Source organism: Lactobacillus sp. UCMA15818 (assembly GCF_030400225.1).
Taxonomy (GTDB): Bacteria; Bacillota; Bacilli; order Lactobacillales; family Lactobacillaceae; genus Liquorilactobacillus.
In genome coordinates, this window is record NZ_VJYB01000001.1 from 301,868 (window position 1) to 314,623 (window position 12,756).

At 36.6% G+C, this 12,756-nt stretch carries 16 protein-coding genes and 1 other annotated feature; of the genes, 1 reads left to right on the forward strand and 15 read right to left on the reverse strand.

Annotated elements, in window-relative coordinates; genetic code table 11:
* Positions 1-75 precede the first annotated feature (75 nt).
* The 6 genes from FFX44_RS01445 to rpsN form a co-directional block, all read right to left on the reverse strand.
* Positions 76-420, reverse strand: coding sequence for a DUF1516 family protein (locus FFX44_RS01445; RefSeq protein WP_289977206.1), 345 nt, complete (start codon positions 418-420; stop codon positions 76-78).
* A 270-nt stretch (positions 421-690) separates the two neighbouring features.
* On the reverse strand, positions 691-2,313 hold the full coding sequence (locus FFX44_RS01450) for a peptide ABC transporter substrate-binding protein (protein WP_289977208.1): 1,623 nt from the start codon (positions 2,311-2,313) through the stop codon (positions 691-693).
* 18 nt (positions 2,314-2,331) lie between these two features.
* A complete protein-coding gene (locus tag FFX44_RS01455) occupies positions 2,332-2,751 on the reverse strand; it encodes an OsmC family protein (RefSeq protein ID WP_289977209.1) in 420 nt (139 codons plus the stop codon).
* A gap of 52 nt (positions 2,752-2,803) precedes the next feature.
* Positions 2,804-3,058 (reverse strand) — a binding site (T-box leader).
* Positions 3,059-3,294: 236 nt separating this feature from the next.
* Positions 3,295-3,687 (reverse strand): hypothetical protein, encoded by a 393-nt coding sequence (locus FFX44_RS01460; protein ID WP_289977210.1) that lies wholly within the window; start codon positions 3,685-3,687, stop codon positions 3,295-3,297.
* A 9-nt stretch (positions 3,688-3,696) separates the two neighbouring features.
* Positions 3,697-3,855 (reverse strand): 50S ribosomal protein L32, encoded by a 159-nt coding sequence (gene rpmF, locus FFX44_RS01465; RefSeq protein WP_289977211.1) that lies wholly within the window; start codon positions 3,853-3,855, stop codon positions 3,697-3,699.
* Positions 3,856-3,874: 19 nt separating this feature from the next.
* Positions 3,875-4,144 (reverse strand): 30S ribosomal protein S14, encoded by a 270-nt coding sequence (gene rpsN, locus FFX44_RS01470; RefSeq protein WP_289977212.1) that lies wholly within the window; start codon positions 4,142-4,144, stop codon positions 3,875-3,877.
* Between the two features lie 320 nt (positions 4,145-4,464).
* On the opposite strand from rpsN, the gene FFX44_RS01475 reads away from it, so the two are divergent.
* A complete protein-coding gene (locus FFX44_RS01475; protein WP_289977213.1) occupies positions 4,465-4,806 on the forward strand; it encodes a ribonuclease G in 342 nt (113 codons plus the stop codon).
* A gap of 267 nt (positions 4,807-5,073) precedes the next feature.
* Here FFX44_RS01475 and sufB read toward each other — a convergent pair whose 3' ends face one another.
* The 9 genes from sufB to yidD form a co-directional block, all read right to left on the reverse strand.
* On the reverse strand, positions 5,074-6,477 hold the full coding sequence (sufB, locus tag FFX44_RS01480; RefSeq protein WP_289977214.1) for a Fe-S cluster assembly protein SufB: 1,404 nt from the start codon (positions 6,475-6,477) through the stop codon (positions 5,074-5,076).
* A gap of 11 nt (positions 6,478-6,488) precedes the next feature.
* The gene (gene sufU / locus FFX44_RS01485; RefSeq protein WP_289977215.1) at positions 6,489-6,965 is read right to left on the reverse strand and encodes a Fe-S cluster assembly sulfur transfer protein SufU; all 477 of its coding nucleotides are present in this window, start codon (positions 6,963-6,965) and stop codon (positions 6,489-6,491) included.
* Positions 6,952-8,193, reverse strand: a complete 1,242-nt coding sequence (locus FFX44_RS01490) for a cysteine desulfurase (protein WP_289977216.1) — start codon at positions 8,191-8,193, stop codon at positions 6,952-6,954. Before FFX44_RS01490 ends, sufU begins: the two co-directional genes overlap by 14 nt.
* The gene (sufD, locus tag FFX44_RS01495; RefSeq protein ID WP_289977217.1) at positions 8,174-9,466 is read right to left on the reverse strand and encodes a Fe-S cluster assembly protein SufD; all 1,293 of its coding nucleotides are present in this window, start codon (positions 9,464-9,466) and stop codon (positions 8,174-8,176) included. The genes FFX44_RS01490 and sufD overlap by 20 nt, the downstream gene beginning before the upstream one ends.
* A gap of 14 nt (positions 9,467-9,480) precedes the next feature.
* On the reverse strand, positions 9,481-10,260 hold the full coding sequence (gene sufC, locus FFX44_RS01500; protein WP_289977218.1) for a Fe-S cluster assembly ATPase SufC: 780 nt from the start codon (positions 10,258-10,260) through the stop codon (positions 9,481-9,483).
* A 123-nt stretch (positions 10,261-10,383) separates the two neighbouring features.
* Entirely contained in the window at positions 10,384-10,737 is a 354-nt protein-coding gene (locus FFX44_RS01505) for an arsenate reductase family protein (RefSeq protein ID WP_289977220.1), read from the reverse strand.
* Between the two features lie 159 nt (positions 10,738-10,896).
* Positions 10,897-12,099, reverse strand: a complete 1,203-nt coding sequence (locus FFX44_RS01510) for an FtsW/RodA/SpoVE family cell cycle protein (protein WP_289977707.1) — start codon at positions 12,097-12,099, stop codon at positions 10,897-10,899.
* 99 nt (positions 12,100-12,198) lie between these two features.
* Positions 12,199-12,423 carry a DUF2969 family protein gene (locus FFX44_RS01515; protein ID WP_289977222.1) on the reverse strand — a complete coding sequence of 75 codons (225 nt, stop codon included), beginning with the start codon at positions 12,421-12,423 and terminating at the stop codon, positions 12,199-12,201.
* 81 nt (positions 12,424-12,504) lie between these two features.
* Positions 12,505-12,744 (reverse strand): membrane protein insertion efficiency factor YidD, encoded by a 240-nt coding sequence (yidD, locus tag FFX44_RS01520; protein WP_289977228.1) that lies wholly within the window; start codon positions 12,742-12,744, stop codon positions 12,505-12,507.
* Between the last annotated feature and the right edge of the window lie 12 nt (positions 12,745-12,756).

The following is a 12,756-nucleotide window of genomic DNA, read 5'->3' on the forward strand; positions in this document are numbered from 1 at the left end:
TTTGATTCCAAAAATCGCTAAAAAATAGAAGTTGAATCAAAATATAACTTCTGACTCAGCTTCTATTGCTCATAATCAAAACGGGCGCCCACCCGCCAAAACAAAACCTATGACACCAACAATTATAGTCGTTGCTACTAGTAAAACCTTAATTGTACTTCTAAAGTTCTTCTCGCGACTAAAGTATATTTCACAAAAACCAATCAACCCGATTGCAAGGACAACCTTAACGATTGCTAAAATTGGTGATGCTTTCCAAGCGTAAGTTAAAAGCATTATTCCACTGATGATTGCAACAACGTAACAGATTCTTGCGATCATCTTTGCCAACCTGCCCACGCCATCCTTACTGTGAACTGCTGAAAGGACAACAATTAATAACACAATCCATGCAAATAGATGCATCCATAGCCAAAACATTTAATCACTTCCTACTTTGAATTACTTGAGAGTGTGCCATAAGTGAAGTGCCTTACAAAACTTGAGTACTAACTCAAAATTACGAAGATAGCGAATACTTTGCTATGGGTAATTCGAAGTTAGGCGAAGAGTTTTGACTTATGAAACACGTTTATACGGAATAAATAGAGGAATTGAATCAAAATTTAACTTTTGACCCAGTTTATAAAATTTCAAAATTCACCTCTACACGATAACTTCCACTGGTTTAAAAGTTTTTGTATATTCAATTTACTTCCAGTAGGATCTTGTATAATCGGCAAATCCAGCTGTATGATAAATTACGCCCTTCAAACCCTTTTGAACTAGATGATCTTCTTTGACATAGTAAAGTGGAATAATTCCAGTTGTTTTTTGTAATTGCTTCTCTGCATTACGTAGATTAGACCAATAAACAGACTTTGTCTTCGCATTTTGTGCATTTATAACATATGAGTTAAATGTACTATCTGAATACTTTCCTGAATTCATTGAATTACCAGTGGTTAAAATTCCTAGATAATTAATAGGATCTGCATAATCGGCCAACCAGTACCAGAGACTCAAATCAAATTTCCCCGTTGCTTTTTTGTTTGATAGAGACTTCGCAGGTAAATTTTGAACCTTGACAGTGACATTGCTTAGGTTACTTTGTACTGCACTTTGAATATATTCCGCAACCTTTTTTTGAGTTTCAGTATCTTCAGCAACCAGACTTAATGTAACAGAAGACTTGCCACTTTCTGCCAAGCCTCTCTTCCATAATTTCTTTGCCTCTTTTACATTAACCTGTGTAGAAGCAGCCGTTTCAATGCTAAAGTCTTTACCGGTAGTCGGATCTGTAGCCGTTTTAGGGCTAACAAAACTGCCTGCTGCAGTCGAACCATCTCCCAAAACCTTTTTAGCCAACTCTTTTCGATCTACCACTAAAGAGATTGCTTTTCGTAATTTGGCATTAGCTAGAGGCGAGCCTGTACTCTGATTGACTTGTACATAATATGTCCAAGCTCGATTTATTTTTTTCAAGTTTTTATTATTTTGCAGTCCTTGTGCAACTACACCAGAAACCGTCGCATCATCTAATTTATTAGTCTTAAAGAGATTATATGCAGTATTGTCGTCTTTTACAGTTGTGTAGTTAATTTTATTTAATCTAACTTGTTTTTTTGCATAGTAATACTTATTTTTAACCAGTGAGTAAGAATCATTGATACCTGTCCAATTGGTGATTTTAAACGCACCATTAGATACAGTATATTTTGCATTCGTACCATATTTTTTAGTTCCAACCTTTTGCACAAAAGACTTATCTTGTGGCAAAAAGACTGGCATTGTTACCAATTTGTTAAATGATTGCATCGGATGCTCCAATGTAATTTTCAGTTTATACTTACCAACTGCCTCAATTCCCAATTGACTTGAAGAGAGTTTACCTGCGACTACTGCATCTGCATTCTTAATTCCACTAAAAACATAAGTATAGACTGGCTTATTTGCAGGATCGACTGAACGACGCCATGAATAAACAAAATCTTGAGCTGTCACTTTATCTCCGTTAGACCAACGTGCATTCTGACGTAATTGAATTGTATATGTCTTTCCACCATTTGTTGGCTTAGCAACTGTCTTTGCAATTGCAGGTACAACCTTATTTTTTGAATTAAGTTTGTACAACCCCTCATCTAAGTTAGTTAATGTCGAGAATTCAGACATTGTCGCTTGATTTGTATTATCCAGCGTTGTTAATTCAGACGTCTGCATCAAATTCAACGTTGTTTTTTTCTTTGAAGTACTTGTTTTTGCTGAACAGGCACTCAAAAACGAAATCCCAATTATTACAGGAACTACAAACTTAATTAGCTTTTTCTTCTCCATAATTTTCCCCAGTTTCTGTTATTCTTGCTCAAAATTAAAAGTGAATTTTACCCCTGCTTCCAATGTTTTATGAACTGTACACTTGGCAAGCGTTTCTTCAAGAAAGTCATCTTTGGCCTTTCCTTCAATATCAGCCTTGAACGTAATATTAACTATGATTTCATCAACCTCTGAAGTTCCATCTGGGTGTTTAACAACATTTCCCACTGAACGCACATCAAACTTAGCAAGCTTAATCCTATACTTTCTCGCAACAGACTGAGCAGTAATTGTCAGACACCCGTTCACTGCCCCAATTAAATATTGAACTGGATTGGGTCCCGCATCAGTTCCATGAGCAGTTATTGGTTCGTCAATTATATAGCGATGAACACCAGCCTGAGTCCCAACTTGATAACCAATATTTCTGATGCTTGAATTAACCACATATTTTCCCATAAAATTTCTCCTTTTTTGATTGCTAAATAAAAAAGCCCTCGAAAATATCATTTTCAAGGACGAATTGTATTCGCGGTACCACCTAGATTCTCACCTTGCTTTACAACAAGATGACTCAAGAAATACTCATTCATCTAAGAATGAATATCTGGATTTTTAATGGAATCCCTCCAATATTGCCTCACAGAAACTGCTTAACAATATATCACTCCAAGACCATTTTCTTGATATTCATAACACCTGTTTCCAGCAAATACAAGCTCTCTATAGATAATCCTATCAGTACTTATCTCTTCACAGTAATTACAATTTATAAGTAAACTAATAATATATTTTTAAAAGCATAATGTCAATGAAATTTACTATTTTTTACAAATAAATTTTATACCGTTGCTCTTCTTTTTTTCATGCTTCTGATCGAGTTTACATACCTGCACTAAATATTAGTCCAGATTTTTTATTACCTCATAATAAATTAATTTCAAAAGTAAATATTTTCAAACAAGCTACCTTACAGATTTCAGATATGATGAATACCACCTGCTATATCGCTTCCTGTCTTCCTAATAGAAACTCTTGAATTTGAGCCTTTTCAATATTAGTTAGCTTCGCTTGAAATGTATTACTCATCAACTTTCTTTGAAGATCTACCGTTACTTCCCAAAAGCCGTTAATTCTTTCAAACTCTGCACGCTCACATTTTTCAAAAATCGGATAAATACTTAGGAATTCATCCCATTCAAGATCCGGCTTTTCTGTAATACTTTCTACATATCCTTGTTTTAATGCATATTCTGTTGGCAAACCAAACTCATCAATAATTTTGTCCTTTATTAAAGCTTGGTAAACCTGAGCCTTATAATCTAATGTAACATTTTGACCTGCAGCAAGTTCTTCAATCGCTTGCTCAACAAGAGCTGGATAAATCACTTTCATAAAAAAACCTCATTTCTTAAGCCTTTCTATTTCCACTAATGAATAATGATGACTACGATGATATTCACCTGTAGTTGTGTTTAAAGAAAATGATGGTATCATTAACTTTTTATTTGCTCTTCGCATCTTTTTCTTACTTTTTGACGTTTTTCTTGCTGGAACAGCCATAATTATTCCTCCTTTTTTCTTACCAACTAGCTTTTCTTACACCGGGAATTTGTCCCTTTAGTGCTAACTCTCTAAATCTAATTCTAGATATTCCAAATTTACGCATATAAGCATGAGGTCTTCCATCCAAAAAATCACGATTATGTAATCTCGTTGGTGAAGCATTCCGTGGCAATTTGCTTAAGCCCTCATAATCATGATCGTCAATTAATTCTTTTCTCTTCTCTGCATACTTGGCAACCTGCAACTCTAACTTCCTTTGTTTTGCTATTTTAGATTTTTTAGCCAAATTAATTCCTTCTTTCTTTTAAATAGTAATTATTACTATTTGAATAAAGATAATAATACACTTTTTTTTATTCTTTGTAAATATTATTATTGTTAAGCGATTTTGATACAAATAAAGCTTTGTATTTTGAATTACTTCTCTAACTCCCTTTTTATTATGTTTATATTTAAAGTATGTTAAAATTATTTTGTAAATTAGTAGGTTATAAAGATTAAAAAAAGAAAGTGTACCTCTTAAAACAATTATTCTCACAACGTTAGTAACCGAGGTCCAAAAACTGAAGACTTTAAAAGCTGAATTTATTTGGGAGGCATTTATTTATGCAAGAAAATGATAAAGTTGTACCATCAGGGGTTAGAGGCTGGAATTGGGGAGCTTTTATGTATAACATTTTTTGGGGAATTGGTAACAAAACATATCTTCCTCTTTTATGTTTAATTCCACTTTTCAATATTATTTGGATTTTTGTATGTGGTTTTAAGGGTAATGAATGGGCATGGCAAAAAGGTAATTATAAAGACATAGAAACATTCAAAGCTGTACAGTCCACATGGAATCGCGCTGGACTTATTCAATTTATAATAGCTATTGTTGTTATTATCTTATATTTCCTATTTTTTGCTGCACTTTTTTCAAGCATGTATAATTCCTACTCAGACTAAAGTTTTAATTTCATGACAATAAATCATCAAAACTTTAAACTAGCACCTGCTTGATTTCGTATAGATATACGAATATAAATTGGTAAAATAGTTGTTAATCCATAAACTAAAGAGAAATAAAATGGAGTTGTCACATAAGTCAGGAAAATTTGAGTACTAACGCTAAATTAGACGGAGAATTTTGATTTATGGAACATATTTATGAGGAACAAAATAAATAGGGCTGGGTCAAAAGTTAACTTTTGACCCAGCCCTATTTTATGGATTTTACCCAACAGACCCTTCCATTTGATACTCAATCAGCCTGTTAAGCTCAACTGCGTACTCCATCGGCAGCTCCTTAGTAAAGGGTTCCACAAATCCCATAATAATCATTTCAGTTGCTTTTTCTTCAGTAATTCCACGACTCATTAAATAATAAAGTTGTTCTTCCGAAATCTTAGAAACTTTTGCCTCGTGTTCCATTGAAACATTTCCATTTTTGATTTCATTGAAGGGGATAGTATCGCTAGCACTCTTATCATCAAGGATAATAGTATCACATTCAACATGTGAGAACGATCCATCACTAGCACGACCGAAGCGAACCTTACCACGATAATCCACACGTCCACCATCTTTACACAAAGACTTAGAAACAATTGAACTCGATGTGTTCTTAGCATTGTGAATCATCCGCGCCCCGGTATCAGAAACAATATTCTTACCCGCAAATGCGATTGAAAGCATTGTTCCTCTTGCACCTTCAGCATTTAGATATACACTTGGATACTTCATTGTAACCTTGGAGCCCAGATTGCCGTCAACCCATTCCATCGTGCCATTCTCAAGAGCTTGGGCACGTTTTGTTTCCAAGCTATAAACATTATCCGACCAATTTTGAATTGTTGTATAACGACAATAAGCATCCTTCAATACGTTAACCTCGACGACTGCCGCGTGCAAGCTATCTTCAGAATAGTTAGGTGCTGTACATCCTTCAACATAGTTAACACTTGCACCCTCATCAACAATAATCAATGTCCGCTCAAACTGCCCACTATTTCCTGCATTAATGCGGAAATAACTCTGAATTGGCACCTCTGTTCTAACTCCCTTTGGTACATAAATAAATGTTCCCCCTGACCAAACTGCGGAATTCAATGCAGCAAATTTATTATCAGAAGGTGGTATCAACTTGCCAAAATACTTCTTTACTAATTCTGGATACTGCTGTACAGCTGAATCCGTGTCCATGAAGACAATTCCTAATTTTTCAAAATCGTCACGCATATTATGATAGACCACTTCAGACTCATATTGTGCAGAAGAACCAGCTAGATACTTACGTTCTGCCTCAGGTACACCTAAGCGATCAAAAGTCTTCTTGATATCTTCTGGAACATCTTCCCAGTTACGAGCAATTCCATTACTATCACGCCGAAAATAATTAATATGCTCTAAATTAAGAACAGATAAATCCGGTCCAAAATCAGGCATTTCCATCTGTTCATAGCGTCTAAATGATTTCAAACGAAAATCAAGCATCCAATCTGGTTCATTCTTGGCTACTGAAATTTGACGCACAATCTCTTCACTAAGACCCTCACCAGTCGTCAAAATAGGCTGGATATCGTCCTTAAAACCATATTTATATTCTCCGCCCAGACCAAGCATACTTGCATCTGCCATATAATTTCCTCCTATAACTCATCGTGTCGCATCAAACCAATAGATGATTCATCATTACTATTTTCGATTACTTGATAGATTGCCTTCCAAGCTAACATTGCACACTTTATTCTTGCAGGAAATTGTGCAACTCCTTCAAGAATTGCTGCATCTCCCAGAATATCATCAATATTATCCTTTGAATCCCCTGTAACCATCTTCGAAAATGTCATTACCATCTGTTCAATTTGTGCAGGTGTCTTGCCAATTACCTCATCAGTCATCATACTCGCGGAGGCTTGACTTATTGTACACCCAGATCCTGAAAATGCCACATCAGACACCTTATCTTCCTTCATTGCAACTTGTACAGTCAAAACATCTCCACAAGTTGGATTACGCAACTCAAGTTGATGTTCAGCATTTTCAAGCGTTCCATGATGATGCGGATGCGCTGCATGTTCTAAAATCATCTGACGATACAAATTATCCAATCTAGACAATCCCATTTTTAAAGAACTCCTTTGTTGCCCTGATTGCTTCTACCAAACGTTGCCCATCTTCAATCGTATTATAGAGATAGAAACTGGCACGTGCCGTTGCTGCAACATTCAAGTATTCCATCAATGGCTGTGCACAATGATGACCTGCTCTGATTGCAACTCCTTCCATATCCAAAGCAGTTGCGACATCATGCGGATGCAATCCCTTGAGATTAAAAGAAATAATTCCTGTACGTTTTGCAGGATCTAATGGTCCGTAAATTTCTAATCCAGTAATCTTTAACAATTCTGGCAAAATGCTTGCAATCAAGGATTTCTCATAGCTTTCAATTTTTTCCATCCCTATACTTTCAAGATAGTCAATTGCTGCTCCCAGACCAACAACCCCTGCAATATTTTGCGTACCACCTTCAAATTTCCACGGTGCCTTTTTAAAAGTAGTCTCCTGCAACTGTACCCAATCAATCATCTCGCCACCAAATTCAAGGGGTGGCATCTGCTCTAATAACTCACTTTTACCCCAAAGAATTCCTATTCCAGTTGGAGCCATAAGCTTGTGCCCAGAAAAGGCGAAGAAATCAATGTCTAAAGCCTGTACATCAATTTTCATATGTGGCGTAGATTGTGCACCGTCAACCACCATAATTGCTCCATGCTTGTGCGCAATTTTAGCGAGTTCTGCCACAGGATTAATAACTCCAAGAACATTTGAAGCATGCGCCACTGACACAATCGCAGTTTTATCCGTAATCTGCTTTTTGGCACTTTCGATATCTAATTGTCCATCGGAAAGTAAATCAATATATTTCAAAGTTGCACCATTTTTCTTAGCAAGAATCTGCCATGGAACCAAATTGCTATGGTGCTCCATATATGAAATAACAATCTCGTCACCAGGCTTCACAAAAGTTCTACCATAACTTGCAGCTACCCAGTTCAAAGCTTCTGTGGTTCCTTTCGTATAAATAATCTCCTGCTCGCTAGGAGCATTTATGAAATGTGCAACTTTCTTACGTACACCTTCAAACTGTGCTGTTGCACGTTCTGCAAGAGTATGAACTCCACGATGAACATTAGCATTATCATGATAATAATAATTAGCCACTGCTTCAATTACTGCGCGTGGTTTTTGTGTTGTCGCCGCGTTATCAAGATATACTAACCGTTCATCATTTACCTTTTGATCAAGTATTGGAAAATCTTCAATAAGTTGTTTATTCATCTTTTTGACCATCGACAAGCTTCCTTTCGATAGTTACCCTTAATTGCTCTTCAATCGCCTTTGATGGAATAGCTGCCAATACAGGGCCCAGAAAACCACGAATAACAAGACGTTCTGCAATTTTTTTAGGGAGACCGCGACTCATTAAGTAATACAATTGTTCCTGATTGACACGCCCTACACTAGCCGCATGACCAGCAGTTACATCATTATCATCAATTAACAGGATTGGATTAGCATCGCCTTTTGCCTTTGTTGACAACATCAAAACACGGCTCTCTTGTTGTGCATCCGATCCCTTCGCACCCTTGATGATATGTCCAATCCCGTTAAATGTCAGTGTTGAGCGTGATAGAATCACACCATGCTGCAAAATATGTCCGATTGTATGTCTTCCCATATTCGTAACGCGTGTATCGATTCCTTGTACTTGCTTACCAGTTGAAATTGCAACGACTTTAACTTCCGAGTGAGAACCATTCCCCACAAGATCAGAATCAAAGTCGCCTACAATATTTCCATCGTTCATCATCCCCATTGACCAATCAATCTTGGCGTTATCTTCAAGATGACCTCTACGGTTGAGATAAGTAGTTGTGTTAGCGCCTAAACGGTCAACACTCGCAAATTTCACATGACTATCAGCTTCTGCAATGACTTCAACAATAATATTTGCGGTAGTTTCCTCACTACCAATAGTTGTCAAATTTTCAAGATACGAGAATTCACTGTTTCTTTCAGCAACAATTATTACATGATGTACATAATCCGTTTTTGCAGTTGCATCCTGCACAAAATAAGTCGTTAGCGGTTCTTTCACAACTGTATTCTTAGGAATATAAACAAATAACCCGCTTGTCAAATTTGCAACATGTTGTGCAGTTAATAGATCCTCGTTATACTTTACAGCCTTTTGCATAAAATATTTTTTGACCAAATCACTATGTTGTTCTAACGCGGTCTGCCAATCACAAATAATCACACCTTGTTCTTCTAATTCAGATAATCCGGTAGCTCGCACAGTATCTTGTCCTAGCTGTACAATCAGGTGTTTTGTTTCTTCAATGTTTAGTTCTGCTAGAAGTTTACTATCTGAGAAATGTTTTTTTAATACCCTTTTTAACTGAATCGGCCAACGCTGATATCTGATCTTCTCAAAATTCGGTAATTTCAACATTGGTTGGGCTTCAAGTGCCTTAATTCTCATTTCAGTAAACCATTTTGGCTCAGCTACACTCTTTGCATAGTCTTTGATTTCAGGATAACTCTCAAATTCAACCGTCATAATTCACCTCATCCCTACGCATCTTCGTCAACAAGCTTAATATCTAATCCAAGCTCATCTCTTATTCCTGCGTAACCTTCATCTTCCAATCGTTTAGCAAGCTCTGGTCCACCTTGCTTTACAATGCGACCGCCCATCATCACATGCACAACGTCAGGCACAATATAATTCAAGAGACGTTGATAATGCGTAATGATTAGTGAACCAAATTCTGGTCCCCTCATTTTGTTAACACCGCGTGAAACAACCTTTAATGCATCAATATCCAAACCAGAATCAATTTCATCTAGAATCGCAAACTTTGGTTTAATCATCATCAATTGCAAAATTTCGTTACGCTTTTTCTCACCACCAGAAAAGCCCTCGTTAAGGTATCTCTCCGCCATTTCTTCAGTCATATCTAACACTGACATCGTCTCATCTAATTGTTTCAAAAAATTTCTAACTGAAATTGCATCATCTTCAGGTCGACGAGCGTTAATTGCACCACGAATGAATTCTGCATTTGTCACTCCAGGAATCTCAGCTGGATACTGCATCGCCAAGAATAGACCTGCACGAGCACGCTCATCAACCGGCAGATTAAGAATATTCTCACCATTAAGCAAGACTTCTCCTTGAGTTACCTTATAGGCTGGATGCCCCATAATTGCTTCCGACAAAGTTGATTTCCCAGTTCCATTGGGTCCCATGATTGCATGAATTTCACCGGTTTTCATCGTCAAATTGACACCTTTTAGTATGTTTTTACCTTCAATTGAAACATGTAGGTCTTTTATTTCAAGTATCGACATCATTAACTCCTCCAATTTAGAACACGCCTTAATTTTAGCTTAATTGCGAATCGTTTTCAATTAGAAAATTCATTAAATTTGCAACTAACAATAACTAAATATAATAAGCCAATATCTCATCATTTAAAGCCACTCTTCTTTATACACATCTGGTTTGAACCCACAAGTAAAGTGGTCCCCCTCGATCATCAATGGTCTCTTGATTAATTTACCATCACTGGCTAGAATTTCGCTTGCTTCTTCATCAGTCATTGAAGGAACCTTGTCCTTCAATTGTAATTCACGGTACTTAATTCCACTCGTATTAAAGAAATATTTGATTGGATGATTCCCCTGCTTAATCAATGCCAATAATTCCTCTTTAGTTGGCGGAGTTCCCACAATATCAACTACATTATAAGATACATTTTCCTCGTCTAACCATTTTCGTGCTTTAGCACAAGTACTACAACGACTATAACAATACATTTTCTTCAACCAGGCCAACTCCTTTTTTATACTAGAATTCATTATAGTACAAGACATAATTTGTGACAAAGAAGTGTGAACTAAAACGACTAGCACTGCTCGCTTTATAAAAAATAAACATAAAAAAAGAATGCAACTTTGCGGTTACAATCCTCTTTAAAACAAGTATTAATGAAAATCTTTGCTATTACTAAACATGTAACTCTTATTATGATACCTCATTGACATTATTAGCCCAATCCCAATCATATTTCCAATTAGTGAGGACCCACCTTGACTTATAAAGGGTAACGGAATACCTGTCAGTGGCAGTAACCCGATGCTCATCCCAATATTTTCAAATACATGGAAAAGTACCATCATAATTACCCCAGTGGAAATATATGCATAAAACTCGTTCTTAGTATCAAAAGTGACTTGAATCATTTGGAAAATCAATAACAGATATAAAAATATCAAGACACAGCCACCAATAAAGCCAAAATTCTCTCCGATAACCGAAAAAATCATATCAGATTCACGTACTGGTACATATACATTTGAAACATTAAAACCCTTGCCCAGCAGCTTACCAGACCCAATTGCCTTCATACTCTGCCATAACTGATAACTTGTTGAAGACGTATTAGCTGAAGGATCCAACCACGCCTCAATCCGATCAAATTGATATGTCTTGAAACCAATTTGTTCAAGAATACTTCTTCCATATATTACTAAGGAAATGGCTGTAGTACCTAAAATCCCACCAGCAACCGTAATTGGCGCAATAATCTTCCATGTTATCCCTGAAACAATTACAACACCCCCGAAAATGGCGAAGAAAACAAGCATCGTCCCAAAATCATTTTGTAACTTAAGTAAAACAGCTATCGGGAATGTCCAGCCAAGCATCTTGAATAACAGTTTCCAGTCATTACTAGGAGTGTGTTCAATATATTCATTATTGTGCTGCGCAACAACTCGTCCTAACATCATAATATACGCAGGTTTCATGACTTCAGAAGGTTGAAAAGTCAAACTTCCAATTGCAAACCAACTCTTAGCGCCAGTCTTAGCGAAGTAATATCTGCTGTATAAAAATAAAACCGTTACTAAAAGAAATATCCCAACCCCGTATGCAATTGGAGCCAACTTCCACAGCTGTTCCGCATCAAACTGCATAATAATTACAATTGCGATAGTTCCAACTATATACCACGCTACCTGTGTCAGTATCATCTTGGTAATGCTAGATGTACTTGTATCGTGACTCGCAGCAACATATATTGATGCTATCCCAATCACAGCTAACACAAGAACTGAAAAGATGATACCGTAGTCAATCCGAACATCTTTATTGTCCGCCCTCGTTAATTGTCCTTCAGCCAATATAGCTCCTCCTTATAATACCTGCGAACTTAAACAGATATACTTAAATAATAAAACCGCTAGTATGAGTATCCATATCTACCGGATTTACAGAAATTCTATCTAACTCGCATGATGAAGATGATAGTCGCGGATCAACAGGTTGACCGCTTCGTCATGTGAACTAGTCTTGAAAGTTTCACCATTTGGAAGCAACGCTACAAAGCCCCTTTTTGAAACTCTGACACTACCTATGGTTACTGAACCTATTGTCAATATGATTTCAGACTCACCATTTACCATCTTTTCTTCTTCTTTAATCTCGATATTCTTCTCTTTATGTGACACTATTTTCCTCCCATGTGAGAATTATCTAAATATTCTAATAACTCACAAAGACTTTTTTTAATTTTGACTTGTTGTGCACTGTTATCTGTTATTACGCCTTAAATTGAATTTTTGAGGAACCGGATCATAACCGCCCTGTACTAGAGGATGGCACCTTAAAATTCTGAAAATTCCCATTAACAGTCCCTTAACGACACCATGTTTCTCCAAAGCTTGAATCATATAAGTAGAACAAGTTGGATAATACCGACAACTTGGTGGAAAAAAGGGGGAAATCCCTTTTTGATATCCACGTACGAGTAAAATCAACAGTCGTTTCATCAAGAATTCTCC